Origin of the sequence: Neobacillus sp. SAB-20_R2A (genome assembly GCF_049568635.1) — a bacterium.
In the GTDB taxonomy this organism is placed as follows: domain Bacteria; phylum Bacillota; class Bacilli; order Bacillales; family Cytobacillaceae; genus Neobacillus; species Neobacillus citreus.
In genome coordinates, this window is the sequence record NZ_CP145895.1 from 3627028 (window position 1) to 3645816 (window position 18789).

The 18789-nt window shown below is 40.0% G+C and carries 17 protein-coding genes; 4 read left to right on the forward strand and 13 right to left on the reverse strand.

Annotation, left to right across the window (positions count from 1 at the left end):
* The first annotated feature begins 131 nt into the window (after positions 1-131).
* Positions 132-1307 (forward strand): MGDG synthase family glycosyltransferase, encoded by a 1176-nt coding sequence (locus V5M37_RS17515; RefSeq protein ID WP_423798450.1) that lies wholly within the window; start codon positions 132-134, stop codon positions 1305-1307.
* Between the two features lie 103 nt (positions 1308-1410).
* Complete coding sequence (locus V5M37_RS17520) at positions 1411-1944, forward strand: phosphatase PAP2 family protein (protein WP_423798451.1); 534 nt, start codon at positions 1411-1413, stop codon at positions 1942-1944.
* A 75-nt stretch (positions 1945-2019) separates the two neighbouring features.
* Here V5M37_RS17520 and V5M37_RS17525 read toward each other — a convergent pair whose 3' ends face one another.
* Positions 2020-3861, reverse strand: coding sequence for a S9 family peptidase (locus V5M37_RS17525; protein ID WP_423798452.1), 1842 nt, complete (start codon positions 3859-3861; stop codon positions 2020-2022).
* A gap of 242 nt (positions 3862-4103) precedes the next feature.
* Between V5M37_RS17525 and V5M37_RS17530 the strand changes: the two genes are divergently transcribed.
* The gene (locus V5M37_RS17530) at positions 4104-5486 is read left to right on the forward strand and encodes a chloride channel protein (RefSeq protein WP_423798453.1); all 1383 of its coding nucleotides are present in this window, start codon (positions 4104-4106) and stop codon (positions 5484-5486) included.
* A 165-nt stretch (positions 5487-5651) separates the two neighbouring features.
* Here the strand turns inward: V5M37_RS17530 and V5M37_RS17535 are convergent, their stop codons facing one another.
* The 7 genes from V5M37_RS17535 to V5M37_RS17565 all read right to left on the reverse strand — a co-directional run bounded on the left by V5M37_RS17535 (position 5652) and on the right by V5M37_RS17565 (position 11649).
* The gene (locus V5M37_RS17535) at positions 5652-6212 is read right to left on the reverse strand and encodes a CBO0543 family protein (RefSeq protein WP_423798454.1); all 561 of its coding nucleotides are present in this window, start codon (positions 6210-6212) and stop codon (positions 5652-5654) included.
* A 61-nt stretch (positions 6213-6273) separates the two neighbouring features.
* Positions 6274-6744 (reverse strand): hypothetical protein, encoded by a 471-nt coding sequence (locus tag V5M37_RS17540; RefSeq protein WP_423798455.1) that lies wholly within the window; start codon positions 6742-6744, stop codon positions 6274-6276.
* Positions 6745-6915: 171 nt separating this feature from the next.
* Positions 6916-7836 carry an AEC family transporter gene (locus tag V5M37_RS17545; RefSeq protein WP_423798456.1) on the reverse strand — a complete coding sequence of 307 codons (921 nt, stop codon included), beginning with the start codon at positions 7834-7836 and terminating at the stop codon, positions 6916-6918.
* A gap of 44 nt (positions 7837-7880) precedes the next feature.
* Positions 7881-8189 (reverse strand): hypothetical protein, encoded by a 309-nt coding sequence (locus V5M37_RS17550; RefSeq protein ID WP_423798457.1) that lies wholly within the window; start codon positions 8187-8189, stop codon positions 7881-7883.
* 367 nt (positions 8190-8556) lie between these two features.
* Positions 8557-9429, reverse strand: a complete 873-nt coding sequence (locus V5M37_RS17555) for a LysR family transcriptional regulator (RefSeq protein WP_423798458.1) — start codon at positions 9427-9429, stop codon at positions 8557-8559.
* Positions 9430-9567: 138 nt separating this feature from the next.
* Positions 9568-10413, reverse strand: coding sequence for an aldo/keto reductase (locus V5M37_RS17560; protein ID WP_423798459.1), 846 nt, complete (start codon positions 10411-10413; stop codon positions 9568-9570).
* A 12-nt stretch (positions 10414-10425) separates the two neighbouring features.
* Positions 10426-11649, reverse strand: a complete 1224-nt coding sequence (locus V5M37_RS17565; RefSeq protein WP_423798460.1) for an MFS transporter — start codon at positions 11647-11649, stop codon at positions 10426-10428.
* Positions 11650-11846: 197 nt separating this feature from the next.
* Between V5M37_RS17565 and V5M37_RS17570 the strand changes: the two genes are divergently transcribed.
* Positions 11847-12218: a winged helix-turn-helix transcriptional regulator gene (locus V5M37_RS17570; RefSeq protein ID WP_423798461.1), complete on the forward strand. Its 372-nt coding sequence runs from the start codon at positions 11847-11849 to the stop codon at positions 12216-12218.
* A gap of 162 nt (positions 12219-12380) precedes the next feature.
* On the opposite strand, the gene V5M37_RS17575 is transcribed toward V5M37_RS17570, so the two are convergent.
* From V5M37_RS17575 to V5M37_RS17595, 5 genes are all read right to left on the reverse strand, one after another.
* Positions 12381-12713: a nuclear transport factor 2 family protein gene (locus V5M37_RS17575; protein WP_423798462.1), complete on the reverse strand. Its 333-nt coding sequence runs from the start codon at positions 12711-12713 to the stop codon at positions 12381-12383.
* 184 nt (positions 12714-12897) lie between these two features.
* Complete coding sequence (locus tag V5M37_RS17580) at positions 12898-14316, reverse strand: NAD-dependent succinate-semialdehyde dehydrogenase (protein WP_423798463.1); 1419 nt, start codon at positions 14314-14316, stop codon at positions 12898-12900.
* Positions 14317-14373: 57 nt separating this feature from the next.
* Positions 14374-15765 (reverse strand): hypothetical protein, encoded by a 1392-nt coding sequence (locus V5M37_RS17585; RefSeq protein WP_423798464.1) that lies wholly within the window; start codon positions 15763-15765, stop codon positions 14374-14376.
* Between the two features lie 18 nt (positions 15766-15783).
* Positions 15784-16935: an iron-containing alcohol dehydrogenase gene (locus V5M37_RS17590; protein WP_423798465.1), complete on the reverse strand. Its 1152-nt coding sequence runs from the start codon at positions 16933-16935 to the stop codon at positions 15784-15786.
* Between the two features lie 169 nt (positions 16936-17104).
* The gene (locus V5M37_RS17595; RefSeq protein ID WP_423798466.1) at positions 17105-18712 is read right to left on the reverse strand and encodes a sigma-54 interaction domain-containing protein; all 1608 of its coding nucleotides are present in this window, start codon (positions 18710-18712) and stop codon (positions 17105-17107) included.
* Positions 18713-18789 lie beyond the last annotated feature (77 nt).

Here is an 18789-nt window from a genome sequence, read left to right on the forward strand (position 1 = left end):
GAAAACAGCGGAACAAGACGGTGCTGCCGTCTTGTTTGCTATGTTCATATCTTCTTTGTTTTCATATTTCTTTACGTAGGTGTCAGAACTCATAGTACGAACTATAAAAAACTAAAAAAAGGGCTGATACTATGGAAAAGACATTATTAATTATTTCTTCCGAACATACAGGCCATGGACATAAAAGCATAACAGAAGCACTGTGTGAAAAAGTAAAATCTTTCAATAGGGTAAACATTCATGTTGTAGATGGGTTTTCGCTTGGCAATCTATTACTGTCAAAAATCGGTGAAGCTTATGGTCCCCTCACAAGAAATTCCGAAACACTATGGAAAATGATTTGGAAACTATCAGCTGAAAAACCCTCCATCGTCAACCATTTTTTTGAAGGACTTATTAAAGATCATTTTCTTCAACTTCTTCACGATATAAAGCCCGATATGATTTTATCGGTTCATCCCAATTTTAATGGTTCCATCTTGAACATCCTTGAGAAGCAAAAGGTAAAAATCCCTTTCATTACCTTAATCGCTGACCTTGTAAACATTTCCCCCCTATGGCTGGATAAGCGGGCAGAAACCATCATTTGTCCCACGTTTGAGGCCCAATTTAAGTGTATTGATCTTGGGATTCCGCTTCAGAAAATAAAGGTTATAGGATTTCCAGTCCGATCTCGCTTTTTCCGAAAGAGCGATCCACAACCTAAACTCTATAGAAAAGAAAAACCGTTAAAATGTTTGATCATGAGCGGCGGTGAAGGTGTAGGAAACATGGAGAAAATAGCGAAAAGCCTCCTTAATCATTTCAATTGTACGGTAAAAATTGCAGCGGGAAGAAATGAAAAACTTAAAGCAAAACTGACGAGAGCACTTAAGCCCCCATATGGTGATCGAGTTGAGATTTATGGGTTCACGAAAAATATTCAAGATTTGATGCTGCAATCTGATATCGCTTTTACCAGGGGAAGCCCCAATGTCATGTTTGAGGCAATCGCTGCCAATACGCCGCTAATCATTACAGGGGCTTTGCCAGGTCAAGAAGAGGATAATCCAGCCTTCGCCGAAATTTTCAATTTGGGAGTAGTTTGCAAAAACCCAAAGGAAATTAGACTTACTGTAACGAACCTACTCGAAAATAATGGTGAAAAACTCAACAAAATAATAAACTCCCAAAGAAAATTCATCCATGCAAACGCCGCCGAAGACATTCTAACATTCATATTGAGGCATGGGGACGGTTCTCATGCATCATTAAAGCCTAAATCACCAGCAAAACAGGATAATTTACAATTCTTAATTTATTCTTAACACCAGTTTCATAAAAACTGGCCGTTTTCCCTTTATAATGGAAGAAACCCTATGTTTGGGTTTTAGACTGAAGTGAGTATTTTACTTATAAGGGGAGCCGAGCATGAGCAAAATCATCCATGTGCTTTACGGGGTCGATTGTCGAATCTTCCAAAAAATCAATCGGTATTTTCATTTGTATTTGTTAAATCTCTTTTTTCGAACGATCACACATTTCGGGGGAGCAAGATTTACGATTATCAGCTCGATTCTTCTTTTTCTAACTGCATGGTCCAGGGAAACGCGGCTTCTAGCTATTTCTAGTGCTCTCGCTTTGGCAGCGAGCCATATACCGGTCCATCTCGCAAAAGAATTTTTCCCGAGAAAAAGACCTTATTTGACGATTGAAAAAACGAATATACTGGCTAATCCCTTACAGGACCATTCCTTCCCTTCGGGTCATACAACCGCCATATTTGCCGTTTTGACTCCCTATATCTTAACGATCCCGACATTTTCTTTGGTTCTGATTCTCGTGGGTGTATGTGTAGGAGTCTCAAGAATTTATTTAGGTCTCCACTATCCATCTGACGTGATTGTCGGAGCAATCCTCGGAATATCGGCAGGCTGTTTGTCCTACTCTTTACTATTAATGTAGCAGAAGTGTCATGCGCCATATATGTGCATGGCAAAAAGGACTAACCAAGTTTGGTTAGTCCTTTTTGCCTGAGATTCAATCAAAGAAGAAAGGATATTCCCGACTCCTTTTAAATCCCCTGCTTCTTTTGTCTTCGATTTCAAAACATCGTTCGAGAAAATCTACGATTGCCTTGTAGGCAATTTCTTTGTTTTTTAGCTTTGAAATCGTATGACCTTCATCGTCGAAGCGGATAAAGTCAACAGGGTGTTGTTTTCCCTTCAATTTATTGACGATTTGCTCGGATTCTTTAATATGGACACGAGGATCACCTTCCCCATGGATCACCAATAACGGAGTAGTTATGCGATTTACATGATTCAATGGATCGATTTTATCAAAAAAGTCTCCATCTCTTTCAATCGTTCCGTATTCCGCTTCCCTAAGCTTCTTCCGCCAAGGATGGGTGGTTTCCAGGAACGTTCTAAGGCTCGACATACCCACAATATCAATCGCGGCAGACCAAAGCTGTGGATAGTGGCTGATGGCTGCAAGGACCATAAATCCTCCATAGCTGCCTCCCATTATTCCTATCCTATTAGAATCGATGTTCTCATTCACCTTTAGCCATTCAACTAAAAAAACTATATCCTTCAGGGCGTCCATTCTTTTTCTGACATCATCCAATTTCGTGAACGTTTTCCCATAACCCGTACTCCCGCGGATATTTGGTGTGCATACAGCATACCCTTTACCGATTAAATATTGCACAACAGGGTTGTAAACAGCACGAGACTGACTCTCAGGACCGCCGTGAATGACAATGACTAACGGAAATTTTTCAGTTGTTATCTTTGGTTTATAAAAAAATGCTGGAATTTCAAGATGATCAAAAGAGCGATAACTTATAAGCTCTGGCTCAACTAATTTATCTTGCAATATAGGGGAACGAGAAACATAGGTAAGTCTTTCCGACTGTATGCTTTCTAAATCAAGCTCCCAAATATCAGATGGATAGGCCGGGCCATTGAAAACATAAGCCAGTTTTTGGTTATCAGGGGAAAATTTTAAATCTTTTATGATGCCAGTTGGTGTTTTCCACGAATAAAGGTAACTTCGATTTATGTCTAAAAGTACCCCCTTAGATACTCCTCCCTCATTCACGCAAAAGGCTAACAAATTTTTATCATTATTCATTTCGAGTTCTTCAAAATCCCAATTTCCTTGCTCTAGCCACACGAAATGCTTGGTTTTTATATGGATCAGTGCAAGCCCGAAAAATTCACTATCTTTGTTCGTTAATACATAGATATGATCTCCATCCTTGTTAAAATGGACTTCTCGAAAACTCGCTTCCCCTTTATGCTCTGTTATCCAATCAACAGACCCTGTTGCCAGATCGAGTATGCCTAAATCATTATCCAGGGGAGAATTTGTCTTTTGGACTAATAATGATTGCCCGTCAGGAGACCATTCCACTGCTGTAAATAGGCCATCTCCGGTTAACAAAGGATGATATTCCAGTGTTTCTAGACTTTGAATATAAATATCAAAAAATGCTGGATTCCGGCGATTGCTTGACCAGACTATCCATTTTCCATCCGGGGAGCTGCCACCATATCGATGAACATGATCGGGTGACTTTGTCAGTTCAATCAGTTTCCCATCCTCCTTGAGTAAGAACAACTGCTGATTTTCATTTCCGCCCACATCCATCCCAATAATCCGGTCAGAAGTACTCTTAACAAGTCCAACAAAGGTAATTCTTTCTTTTGTAAAAGAAATTTGAGCAGGCCATTCTTCCCCACGATTGAGTTCCCAAACCTGTGGTATGCCCGTATAATCGGCAATAAAGCTAAGCTTTTGACCATCAGGGGTATAGACAGGATTCTTGGCATATCGAACGTGCAAATAAGGGTCTATACTCTCTTTAAACAAGAACACCCCTCCCGTTCAATTAAGGGATTATAAAATCACTTAACTGTGTTTAAATATGTGCTGAAAAGGCCCATTTTCATGCCATCGAATCCATTATATTTAGACCTCATTCAAGTTATTCTTTTTGGATGGGGTAATTATACAATTCAGGAAAAAAGTTCCCCACTCCGAAATTTCCAATCCCCCCTTCCATTAGACATCCCTTTAATCTAGTGCTATTTTTTAAAAGGGGGTGTTGATTAATGTCACGCATTCGATATGTTGAGCCGCTCGTGATGATAGCAACGATCATCCGCTGGTTTTTATTGGCTACTATTACTGGAGGTATTGTAGGGACAGGGACCAGTCTGTTTTTAAAAGGGCTTTACTTTTCTACAGATAAAACCTCTCACCTTCCTTTGTGGCTGAGTATGATACTTTTGCCGATTGGAGGGCTTTTGAATGGATTGATTTTGTATTTTGGTTATCGGTATGGATCCAAAGATAAAAAGGATTCTGTCATTGCGGCAGTTCATGAACAATCGGGTCTGATGCCTTATAAGACAATCGCTATTAAGCCGATCGCCGCTATCATTACACTTGCTTCGGGCGGGTCTGCAGGTAAGGAAGGTCCTTGCTCTCATATTGGGGGAACTCTAGCTTCCTGGTTTGGACATTTAATCCGCTTAAATCCTGAGCTCCAAAAACGCCTTGTTGCATGCGGAGTCAGCGCCGGCTTTGCCAGTGTATTCGGGACGCCTATTGCAGGAGCCATTTATGGAATTGAAGTGTTGACGATTGGACGAATCCGGCATGATTTTATTTTTCCAGCCGTGATTGCCGGTGTTACTTCCTTTGAAGTGAGCAAATTATGGGGAATTACTTATGATTATTATCCTGTCCATCTTTCCCAGCAGTTTTCTGATGTTTTATTTTTAAAAATTCTTCTCATTGGGATGGTTTGTGGTCTTATTTCATGGTTATTTATTGAATCCTTTGAGAGAGTACGCTGGTTATTCAGTTCCATTCAGCAAAAATTCCATATTTGGCCGCCAATGATGCCATTTGTAGGCGGACTCATTTTATCATTGCTTATTTTAATGATCCCAACCGATTACCTTGGGTTAAGCTTGCCAATTATGGAAAGTGCTTTAAGCGGCGAGCAGGTTTCTTATCTTGGTTGGCTTTGGAAAATTCTACTTGTTTCGATTACTTTGGGTTCTGGTTTCTATGGTGGGATTGTAACACCGCAGTTTGTGATTGGGGCAATTGCAGGGAATGTACTAGCCCAACTTCTTGGGGTCAATCCTGCCTTGGGGGCAGCGGTTGGTATGGTATCCGTTGTTGCCTCAGCATCCAATACCCCAATTGCTGCGGTTTTTATGGGATTCGAATTATTCGGAAGTTCAACTGGGATTTATGTAGTGGGCGCCTGTATTACCGCCTATATCACGATTGGCCATCGAAGTGTGTATCCTGATCAACTAGTCGCATACCCTAAATCATTGTGGGTGAGACTAGTTCCTGACATTGCCTTAGAAAATGAGAAAATTCATGTATCCTATACCCTTTTAAAAAGGATTAGACGATGGCAGCATCAGCAAAAACGATTAAATGGATATTTTAAACGTCCAAAGAAACTATAAAAATATATTGATGGAAATTAACAAATAGAAAGAAGATAGTATAAGGTTTTACTATCTTTTTTTCTTTATTAATATTTCCTTATACTGAAGTTGTTGACATAAATGAAACCATTTTAAAAAAGGGAAAACATCAGAAAAAAAATTCGCCATTATGATATTCCCGCATTATATTTCTGCAAAGTTTTTTACTCGACTTAACCTATCGGCAGCCAGATAAATCAGAAAATAGATTGGAACGGAGTAAAGGAAACTCCACTTCACCATTACATAGATCCCAATCCATCGAAAAACAGGCTCACCTATGAAAGATGTGGCACAGGAAAATATGAATCCTTTCAAAAATGGAGATGTCTTAGGTTTATATTGAATCAAAAACATAATGGTTACTGGGAGTATACAAAAATCCCATGGAATAAAAGATGGCATCGAAGGAAGAACTTTGCCTGTGTAATACCATAATCCATACATAGTTCCCCAAAAATCAAACCACGAGGAAATTATTAAAACAAAGAAACCTGCAAATAACAATCGATGAGTACTTTCTTTTTTCCTATATTTAATCCATACAATCCAAGGGATCACTGCAAGAACTGTTGACAAGAAAAAGTCCCAGTGTAAAAAAGTATGATGAAGCCAAAAGTCAAAATACTCAAAATGTGTTTCTTTTATTTTTTTGTAAAAGTCACCAATATGTTTTATCTTTTGGGAATTTTGTAAGGTTTTCATATAAAAAATCCCTTTATAAGATTTTCCGTTTTATTTTTTCACACCTAACATTCAATGTCTTTTATTTAATAAACCACTTCCTTGAAAAAGAAGTTTCCGTTATATATTGAAAAGCATAGAGAATCAAAGCCCTTAAGAAATTCACTCCTAAATATTTAATTTTTGTTAAGTTTACTAAAGAAAATATTTTAAATTCCTTTACAAGCTTTATTGCGCCGAAGATAAACACGGTATGAAGAACAGTATTGGAAATGATGAACATCAGGAATTTACCATAAGTCATTTTTAAAATCCATAAGCTAGTGACTAGGTATGGACCAAAATTCATAAAATTCATGCTATTAAAAGGGCCAATACCTTTATAAAATTCCCACCAGTTTTTCTTTTCACCATACAAATCTAAAGCCTTAGTAAAAGTACACATAAAGATTGCAGTCGGAAGAAATCTTTTAAATGCTTTCCTACCCATTAATGGTACCGTTAACCAAGGTAGAACCAGTAACAATAGCAAAAACAATTTTTGATTTTTCATTTAAATCACCCAAGGGATATTTTGTTTGATCAGATTTTAGTTTATTTTTAACAAGAATTCCTTACTTATACAGTCCCTTTTTAAATCATAATAAAAAGGCTGCAGAACAGCCTTTCACAGTTTTAAATATATGACCTTTGATAATATGAAGGAAATCCTCCACTTTTAACTTTATAACAAATGAGCAGAAAATATAACAGTCGTTACTGTTAACATACTGAATATGGTAGACAACAAAACGGTTTGTGCTGCATATTCAGGATGGTTTCCATATTCCAATGCAAACAACGAACTATTTCTTGAAGTTGGAAAAGAGCTCGCAATAAACAATGACTGTGCTGTAATACCGTCCAGCTTCAATGTTAAAATGATGATTAATGCCATACACGGCGAAAAAATGAGACGTCCGATTAGGCTTAGAACTAGAGGCAGCGAGAAGCTTCTTATTTTCAGGAAAGCACTTTGTGCACCAAGTGTAACAAGGGCGATTGCAATAAATGCGTTTGAAGTATTTTTAATAGGAGTCCAGATGAATTCTGGAATTCTTATGGATACTGCATTGAGAAAGACTCCAAACAAAAAAGCGTATAAAACAGGATTTTTCAAAAATGCTTTTACCGCTTGGAATTTTGCCTTATCAACAGAAACAGAATTAAATAATCCATAAGTATAAGTTAAGAGGTTTTGAAAAATCATGACCACAACTTGGATCGATAAACCAAGTGGATTATGCTGAAAAACAACCTGGCTGACTGGTAATCCATAATTACCCGAATTAACTAATACAACACTGTTTTTAAAGGTCGATGAAAGACTACTCTCAAATTTCGCCATTTTAGATATAACACTACTAAAAATGATTAAACAAAGACTTTGTAAAACTAGGAAACTAAGAATTTGCAGGAGTGTATCCCCTCTAATTTTACTCTGATAGACATTGGTAAAACTCACAGCAGGCATGAGGAAATAAGAATTTAATTTTGATAAGGTATGCATATCGAATTTAAATTTTCTATGAAGAAATGCTCCAGCTCCAATAAGGGCAAATATGGGTAAAATAACATACAAAGTGATGTGAAATAAAATGCTCATAAATAATCCTCTCCATTTAAAGAATGGTATCTGTATGTTAACTATTAAGATTCAAATATTTGTATAAAAATGGAATAACCCTTGTTATATTCAATTGTTAATGCTAGATCATACGGTCCACAGCTTTCATCGTAAATCTGCTTGATGCCGCTAATTGGCAAGCTAAAATATTTTCCGGTTTTAGGTTCGCTCACTGTTATTCTCCCGGTTTGAATATGAACTTTTGCGTTTTTAATGTAGCTCATAAAACTAAATTCAACTGTATCCTCGATATCATTCGTAAGAACTGCATCGAAATCTTTCCCTTCGTGTGCAGTTAAAAATGTTATAAGTTCCCCTGCATTTCCCTCCAATTACGCTCACCCCTTATCCATTTCATTTTAAAAACAAAATCCAAATAGTTGAAATACAAATAAATTATCGACCATCATTCAAAAAAGGAATGACACCAATTCGTGTTTGGCACCAATGAAAAAAGCCAGGCGCACAGCCTGGCTCAGGTTATTTTTCAATGAACTTTTTCGGAAAATTTCCATTTAATTGGATTTACTTTCCGAATTGGCGTGGTTACTTTCCAAATTCAAACTAATACTTTCCACTTTGATCATTTTACTTCCGCTTTTTCACGAAATACTTTCCAAAATCATCATTTTACTTTCCTACCACATATTTCATTCGGAATTTCACGTTAAAAAAAGCGTGAGCATATGCCCACGCTTTTTAAATAGAAGATTTAAAATCCAATTTCCTCACAAATTCTACAAACTCTTTAATTACTTTAGTCTCAAGTGATTTTTCATGATACAACATCCATGTTTTTCTTACAATCGGATTCCCTTTTTTATCTTTTAGAATGATCCGGTTAAGGTGTTGATGCTCCTGAATAAGAACACTAGGAAGGATCCCGTATCCCAATCCGTTCAAAACCATTTCTTTGCATGTATCGGCTTTATCCACTTCCATGCCTATAAAAGGCGGCCTTGAAAATTCCCCACTCCACCAATTATCAATCATCGTCTTTAATAAAGCATCTGTTTCATATTCAATTCTCGGTAATGAAGGCAAGTCATGAAGTTCAATTTTTTCTAATGAAGTCACACAGAGATTTTCTTCAAAGAGTAGTATCTTTGAATCTGGCCACTGATAGTCCCCGCGGACCATACTAATGTGTACATCCCCATTGTATACAAGATTAAATACATCCCTGCTCCATCCCGTTGTCACTTTATAGTTTACTTTTGGGAACTGTTCACGAAAAAGCTTTAAAAGTTGTGGCAGCTTGTGCCTGGTTATGTAATTAGAAACCCCCAATCGTAAGGTTCCGCTAACCTCTTCTCCCATATCCATTACTGTATCTTTAATCTGTTGGAGACGACCCAGCATTTCATCCGCACATTGAGCTAAATATTCTCCTTGGGGTGTAAAGTGAACACCTTTCGTTCCCCGTTTGACAATTTCTACTTGGTATTCTTTTTCTATTTGTTGAATTTTCTTTGTTAATGATGGTTGGGATATATATAAACTCTCAGCCGTTTTCGTGATATTCTTCTTCTCGTAAAGCGCCTTTAAGATTACCCAGTCCTGTTCATCCATTATCTTGATTACCTCATATTTCCATAATCATTAAATCACTATTAATATTACCATATTAAAAATAACGAAAATAAGATATTTTATTATTTGTAAACTAAACAAGGACCCATCTTAATGATGAGTCCGAAATCGTCATATTTAAAAATCAAAATTGTCAGGGTCCGGACCGACACGGTGATTCTGGTTCAAGCCATCAATTCGTTTCATGTCTTCTTCTGTTAACTCAAAATCGAATATTGACGCGTTTTCAACAATGCGATGTTCTTTTGTGGATTTTGGAATCGTCACAACACCGTTTTGTATATCCCAGCGTAAAATTACTTGAGCAACCGATTTGTTATACTTGTCCGCGATTTCTTGCAGCACTTGGTTATCTAGTAACTGGCCTTGCATGAGCGGAGACCAAGCCTCCAGTTGAATGCCATGTTCCATGCAAAACGCTTGAAGCTCTTTTTGAGTCAAACGCGGATGGAACTCTACTTGGTTCACCATTGGAATTACTTCCGCATCTTTTATTAAATTCTCTAGATGATGAATTTGAAAATTACTTACTCCAATTGCCTTTACTCTGCCCTCTTTATAAAGAGTCTCTAAAGCTTTCCAAGACTCTTTATATTTACCTTCTACAGGCCAATGAATGAGGAATAAATCCAGGTATTCTAAACCGAGTTTATTTAAGCTTTTTTCGTAGGCTGCAATTGTCGAGTCGTACCCTAAATCAGCATTCCAAACCTTCGAGGTTACAAATAATTCTTCTCTGGAAATGCCTGCCTCCTTCATTCCTTCTCTTATACCTTGTCCGACTCCTTCTTCATTTCCGTAAATGGCTGCTGTATCAATGCTGCGATACCCATGTTTAATGGCTGTTTTTACTGCCTCAACCAGTTCCGGACCTTCTTCCACTTTAAACACTCCGATGCCAAACCAAGGCATTTGTACGCCGTTATTTAATGTTGTTGTAGCTTTTAAATTTTTTACTGTCATAAAAATAACCCCCTAATTGTATTGAGAAATATGTCCGTAATTCCTGTCAGCCGATTTTTCATCTTTTCGTTCCAGCGCTCGGCTCCAGCCTGTTAAAAGCACCGCTCCTGCCACCATCAATGCCCCTATCCAAGGGGTATGAATGAGCCCGATTGAATCCGTTATAACTCCCCCTAAGTAGGAACCGATGGCGATTCCAGCGTTAAATGCGGCAATGTTGATGGCAGAAGCCACATCCACAGCACTCGGTACAAACCGTTCAGCCAACATCACGACATACACCTGCAATCCAGGCACATTCATAAAAGCGAATAGCCCCATCAGGATAATGGTAATAAAGCCTGCTGCCTTGTATGGAGCGGTGAACGTTAAGACAAATAGAACGATGGCTTGTACGATAAACATATAAAATAATGCAGAAATCGGCTTTCTGTTTGCTGCCTTCCCGCCAATAACATTTCCGATCGCAATCGCAACGCCATATACAAGTAAAATTACAGCAACTGTTCCTTCTTTAAAGCCTGTAATCTCTTGAAGCAGTGGAGCTAAATACGTAAAGACAACGAACGTACCGCCGTATCCCAAGGCCGTAATCGCAAATAAAAGTACTAAACGGCCATTTGACAATAGCTTGAGTTGATCACCAAATGCTGTTCGAACACCTTTACGCAACTGAGATGGAATAAGGATGCTTGTAGCAATAAAAGCAATGATTCCAACGGCAACAATGGCCATAAAGGATGTTCTCCAGCCGAATTCTTGCCCCATGAACGTACCAAAAGGAACTCCTGTAATAGTTGCGACCGTGAGCCCTGTAAACATAATGGCAATCGCGCTTGCCCTGCGGTTTTCCGGTACCAAATCAGCGGCAATAGTAGATCCAATCGACATGAACACGCCATGTGAAAATGCGGAAAGGACACGGGCAACTAGTAAAACACCTATACTTGTAGCACTGGCTGCAATGCTGTTGCCAATAATAAAAACAATCATGATCCAAAGTAATAAGGACTTCCGTGACATACTAGATGTAAGAGACGTTAGGATAGGCGCCCCAAAGGTTACCCCTAATGCATACAGTGAAACCGTTAATCCAGCTGTCGTGACTGAAATTTGTAAATCTTTCGCTATAAGTGGCAATAAACCTACACTGATAAATTCTGTTGTTCCAATTGCAAATGCGCTCACTGCCAATGCCAAGAGCGCCAATGTACTCTTTTTCTTATCAAAGGACATAAAATGGTTCCCCTCCTGAGCAAAGTATTGTAGTATGATTCAATCTGCTAGCAGATAAATATTGAATATGTTGAAGTTTGACCGGCACATGTTATTATGAAACATATCAATCTAATAGAAAAGTACGTACTTTAAAGTGCTATAGGCACCAAATAGTGCGATAGGTACTTTTTAGTGCCTATGGATCTGGAGGTATCATGAATAATAAGAAATATAATATTGCCGTTGAAGCCACATTGGAAGTCATAGGAGGAAAATGGAAGTGTGTCATCCTTTGCCATCTTACACACGGCAAAAAACGCACAAGTGAATTGAAACGGCTGATGCCAAACATTACACAAAAAATGTTAACCCAGCAATTACGTGAACTGGAGGATGACGGGGTCATAAACCGCATTGTGCATAATCAAATTCCACCAAAAGTGGAATATGAACTCAGTGAATATGGATTAAGTTTGAAAGGGATACTTGATTCCTTATGTGCTTGGGGAGAAAACCATATTACGAAGGTTTATGGGGACAAATTCGCTGTTTTGGAGGAAAGTGTACTTAATGATCACCTAAAATAGTAGCATTTTTCTGAAAGAAACGAAGGCTTATTATTCAAGCTTGCATTTTGCATTGTAAGCCTTCGTTACAGCCGTCAACCAAAAATAGTAGACCAAAACTTTTAAGAATATTTTTAGCAAATGTTTTCAGATTGCAAATCTATTTAGAATCACTTATCCATGTTACTCGCGAATGAACCAAACTTTAGAGATTAAATTATTTTCTATTTCATAAATAGCCATTAAACTGACGGTTTCTCCAGTCATTCCGTTCGTTGCGAATTCCCAATCGATTACTTTATTGCCAACAATTGACCTATTTCTGATTTCAGCAAACATTTTCTTTTTAAATGTTTCCGAATACCTTTCAATTAATGCCTGCTTACCGCTTAAGGTTATCGAATTGTTGGGAAAAGTATGTACCGTTATATCATCTGCATATGTACTGGCAAATCCTTCGATATCTCCTTTGTTATAAAATTCAATTTGCTTCTGAACAACCTGTTCTATTGACATTCCTTACACTCCTACATATAGAATTGTTACACACGACCCCATCTAAGTTGGTTGACTTAGGTTAAATCCTTAAGGGCTCCAGTAAATAATCTATCCCATCTCCCTGTTAACTACCAGCTTAAAAAAAAATGGCCTGCCCGCTGGTACATGTAACAGCGAGCAGACCTATTTTAATGTCTAAAATTTATAATCCAAGCGAAATATACTTTACTTCCAGAAATTCTTCAATACCGTAATGGCCGCCTTCACGTCCGAGTCCGCTTTGCTTGAAGCCGCCGAATGGCACTTGCGGAGTGGATGGCAGACCGTCATTCAGGCCAATGATTCCATATTCCAATGCTTCTGAAATTCGGATGGCACGTGAAATATTTTCCGTAAATACATAGGCTGCCAAGCCAAAGATGGAGTCATTGGCACGCGCAATCGCTTCTTCTTCTGTTTTAAAGGTAGTAACGGGTGCGAGCGGACCAAAGGTTTCCTCTGTCATGCAGATCATATCATCACTTACATTGGTAATGACAGTCGGCGCAAAGAACAGGTCCTTGACTAATTCCCCGCCTGTTTCCACTTTGGCGCCTTTTTCAACAGCATCACTAAAATGACGCTGCACTTTTTCTATAGCGGCATCATCAATCAATGGTCCAATATTAACACCTTCTTCAAGCCCGTTACCAACACGGAGCTCCTGGACTTTTTCAACAAGCTTGCCGGTAAAAGCTTCCGCAATGCTTTCATGGACATAAACCCTATTTGAGCAGACACAAGTCTGGCCTGCATTTCTGAACTTTGAAGCAAGAACTCCTTCGACAGCTTTATCAAGGTCCGCATCCTCCATAACAATAACAGGTGCATGACCGCCGAGTTCAAGTGAAACCTTTTTAACGGTTTCGGCTGCCCCCCGCATTAACAGCTTGCCAACCTCCGTAGAACCTGTGAATGTTAACTTTGTGACACGGTTGTCTTCCAGCCAGGCCTGGCCAATTTCTTGAGCTTTACCTGTTACAATATTGAGCACCCCTTTAGGAAGCCCGGCTTTTTCAGCTAACTCAGCTAGCTTGAAAGCCGTAAGCGGAGTCTGTTCCGCAGGTTTGACCACCGCCGTACAGCCCGCCGCCAATGCAGGCGCCACTTTCCTGGTAATCATCGCCGCCGGGAAATTCCAAGGCGTAATCGCCGCAATCACACCAACAGGCTGCTTGTGCACGAATAATCGCTTGTTTCTACCAGTGGCAGGGATGGTTTCACCGTATACTCTTTTTCCTTCCTCTGCATACCACGATAAAAAGCCATTTGCATAAGCGATTTCGCCCACCGCTTCTTTAAAAGGCTTGCCTTGCTCCATCGTCATCGTTTTGGCAAGGTCTTCTTTATTTTCGTCAATCAGCTTATGCCACTTCCAAATGATTTCCGCCCGTTCATACGCAGAAAATGCTGACCATTCCTTAAATGCCTCGTAAGCTGCATCAGCAGCCTGTTTTGCTTCTGCATAACCGCCGTTTGGCACAGTCGCAATGACTTCTGAAGTGGCAGGGTTTGTCACTTCAAATGTATCAAGCTCACTTCCAGTCCATTCGCCATTAATAAATAGTGAGTATTTTTCCATTGGTAATGCCTCCTTATGACATGAAAAAAGGGGGAGCCCCCTTTTCTTTTAAAAATATTATGAAACCTGCTTTAAATCCTTACGTTCAAGATCCTTGGTGAAGGTTTCGTCGTTTTCACCTGTAAAGAATTGCTTTTTGCCATAAATCAACAAACATAAAAGGATCCCGACCGCGAATGCATATGCGGCACCTTTTGTTGCCAGCACTGCGCCTGTGATACCGGCAATTCCAAGGTCACGTTGGCTGCGTGATTCCAAAATTCCGATTTTGACGCTGACATAACCCTGAATTAAAAGTGTTAGGGCAAGGGCAATGCCAAGAATCGGCTGCACTAGGCTGACGATTGGCAGCAGAATGAGACCAGTGTTTGTTCCCCAGCGGAAAGAGCCCGATCCGCCAAAAATCGAATTCATCGCTTGTTTGCCTTCTTTAAACCGTTCCGCGATGACAACCTGCATGGCAGACCACATCGGCCCGCACATGGTCACATCCGATCCAAGGATACTCATCACTGCATTTCTTCCGCCAAAAATTAAATGTGCTCGATTAGCATTATAATCCACTTTTTCATCGGTTCTGACCTCACAGGCTTCATCCACGATGGCCTTACTCTGGAGGACATCTCCGAACAGGACGATGTAAGTGGCAAGTACAGTCGGCAGGCCAGTCACAAACATCATCAAAGGTGGGAAGCCTAGTCCAAAGACCGTATATTGACTCCATAGTGTTGCAAAGTCTGGCGAGCTGAAGCCCCACTCAATTTTAGGCCACGACGCTTCTCCAAAAATCGGAGCAATGATAACAGCTAAAATGATAATCGGGAAAATACCCAATTTACCAATCAATGACCAAAAGCTATTGCGAGTTTTCAATACCTGGAAGTGCTTCGAGAAAATTAAATAGAAGGCAATTCCAATGGCAATCGATATGGTCCAAGGGAATGTTTCAAAACGTCCGCCCGCCTGAAACACAGAGATAACCGCTGCAAAACCTGCCCCCATGATGATCCCTGATTTAAGCGCAGGTGGAACAAGATTGACTACCTTCTTCGCAAGACCCGTAACACCCAATAAAATGGAAAACAACCCAAGCGTTAATTGGAAACTTATCAGGGCATGTATTCGTTCAGGGCCTTCTGCAAAGGTAGAAACATAAGCCATAATTAATGGAATGGCTGGGGTTATCCATCCAGGAACAACAGGATCGCCCAAAAGATGATGGGTTAGATAAAGCAATCCGTTCAGCATAACAACAGCAAGGGCTACCTCAAATGGCATCCCCAATAGTTCAGTCATTAAAGGGATAGCTGATAAGTCAACAGCACACATCAGCAAGCCTTGCACATAATCAGGCCACTCAAATTTATAATGGATAAACGGCAGCCTCAGCTTGAAGGGACCTGCCGGAATAAAAGGCGACTCCTTGCCATCTTTACGATTTTTCCACACGTCATTTTTCCTCCTGTTCTAATAAGCAGACTGATAGATTTTTTCAATTTCGTCGGTACTTAGGACTCTAGGATTATTCTTTAATAGTCTTGTAATTTGTGAAGCATCCTCTGCCATTGAACGGAGGTCTTCTTCAGGAATATCAAAGCTGCGCAAGCCTGTTGGAATATTAACCATCGCACTTAACGTTCTCATGGTTTCCACTGCAAGGTCAGCAGCCTCGTTATCTGAAAGCCCTGAGGTGTTCTGTCCAAGGGCTTCGGCAATATCACGGAAGCGCTCGGCACAAGCAATTTTATTCCACTCCATTACATAAGGAAGCAGCAACGCGTTGCTGACACCATGGGCGATATGGTAACGTCCGCCAAGCGGGTAAGCAAGTGCATGGACAGCACCAACCCCGGCATTTCCGAATGCCATGCCGGCCATTAAGCTTGCCGTCGCCATATTTTCTCTTGCTTCAATATGGTTTGGATTGGCGTACGCTTTCGGAAGGTACTTCGCAATCATCTTCATAGCCCCAATGGCAAGTGCATCGGTAATCGGAGAAGCATTGACTGAAATATACGCTTCAATTGCATGGACAAGGGCATCAATCCCGCTTGCCGATGTAACTGATTTCGGCATTGTCAAGGTCATTTCTGGTGAAACAATCGCAACGTCCGGAAGCAGATAATCACTAACAATCCCTTTTTTCAATTGTGCTTCTGTATCCGACAGGATGGCAATATTGGTTACTTCCGAACCCGTGCCGGCTGTTGTCGGGATCGCAATAATGGGAGCTCCTTTTTTTGGAACAAGGTCTGTTCCGAAAAGTTGTTCAATCGGACCGTCAAAACCAGCGAAGCCGGAAACCGCTTTGGCAATATCAATAGCGCTTCCGCCGCCTAGAGCGATTAAGCCGTCATGTCCGCCGGAGGTAAAGGCCTCTTTACATTCTTCAACGAGAGCTATCTCCGGTTCTGGCTTAACTCCTGTATACACGCCATGCGGAAGCCCTTTCAAAAGCGTAATGATTTTATCAACCACACCGATTTTTTCTAAAATTTCATCTGTGACAATCAGCGGGTTCTTCATATTTAACCGTGTCGTTTCTTCTAACAGTTTTTCAGTGGCACCGTTACCGGTAATCAGTTTATTAGCAATTTTAAAAGTTGAAATAAGATTCATCGTACAATCTTCCCCTTTCGTTCTTCGCTAATAATGATGCAAGAAGCGTGCCAAAATTTAAAATTCAGCAAAAAGACTGACAGGTAAACGGTTTCTATTTTTTCAGTTTGTCACAGATAAGTCACAAATGATTAAAAAACTAATCAAAAAGTGCAATTTGATTAGTTTTTTAATCAGATAAATTCCACTTTTTCATTTTTTGGACGATGGTTGCCTGGCTGACTTCTAATGCTTCAGCTGCCTTCCTCGTAGTCTTGTGTGTTTTTAATGCTTTTTTAATTAACTCTCTTTCCAGCTGTTCAACTGCTGCTCTTAGCGGCAAGTCTTCTTTTGGATTGCCAAATGAGTGATTTTCCCTTTCATGGAACTCCTCAGGTAAATCACGTAAGCCAATCTCATCGTGTATGGTTGTTACAACAATTCTTTCCATTACATTCATCAGCTGCCGGATGTTTCCCGGCCAGTGATAGTCGCAGAGCCGGTCCAAGGACTCTATGGTGAGAACCTTGTCCAATTTATATTTGGAGTTAAATACCTGCAAGTAATGGTCGATTAATGGAATTAGCTCCTTTTTTCGCTCCCTGAGCGGTGGTATGGTTATTGGAACCACACTTAACCGGTAATATAAATCCTCACGGAATTTCCCGTCCTCCACCATTTTCTTTAAGTTTTTATGGGTAGCGGCAATAATCCTGACATCCACTTCCTTTGTTTTCGTTGAGCCGACAGGAATAAATTTTTGTTCATCCATCACCTTAAGCAGCTTTACTTGCAGCTCAAGCGGCAAGTCCCCAATTTCATCTAGGAAAAGAGTTCCCTGATCAGCTATTTCCAGGAGTCCCTTTTTCCCCTTGGTGCTTGCGCCTGTAAAAGCACCTGCTTCATAGCCAAACAGCTCTGCTTCAATCAAATTTGGCGGGAAGGCACCACAATTTAGTTCGATAAAGCTGCGGCCTGCGCGCTGGCTGTTTTTATGGATATACTTGGCGACAAGCGTTTTCCCGACACCCGTTTCCCCCAAGAGCAATACCTTCACATCTGCCTTAGCGACATGCATCGCAAGATTATATACCTTGGCTGTTTCCTCGGTGATCACGATGGATTCTAGGTTATGCCCATTCTGGTTCATGTCCTCGGTCGACTTCCGCAGCTCCCTAATTTCCTGGAGGTCTTCGATTTCAAGCTTTAGCTGAATCAATTCCGTAATATCGCGGACATTGTTGATGACATAGACGACTTCTTTGTTTTCACCAAAAATAGGCGTTCCTGAAACAATCACTTTCCTTTTATTTTGAAGTGTCTGCATCATAGTAATGGGACGCTTTTCTTTGATGATCTGTGTTGAAACAGACCTAGATATATACCCAGCGTTCACGAGCTCGTCCATATGTAATCCGATAATTTGGCTCGCCTTGAATCCGGTAATCCGCTCATAAGCCTTGTTGATTTTAATGGTAATCCCGTTTCCGTCCGTAATATAAATACCATCATAGGAGGAATCGATGATTTCGGTAAAAACCGCGCTTGAAATCAGCTTGTCGTATTCGGATTCCTTCTCTTTACTGTGTTCAGGTGTAAAGAGGCTTTCGGAAGCTGTGCCCATCAGGTTTTCAATAGATTCATGCACTTTTCCTTTTTGGATAGCTTCATTTAAATCATTTAACGTAAAGACTCCAGCCGTTTCTCCTGAAGAATTTACAACTTCCAACATTTCCTCACCAGTAGAGGTGAAGAGAAACATCGCCTGTTGAACAGAATCGTTCGTTTTTAGTTTCATATTTTCACCAGCTTTTACTTTAGCTTTTATATCCTATTTTACTATAATCCTTTTTTCAGTTCAGTCACAGCTATTAC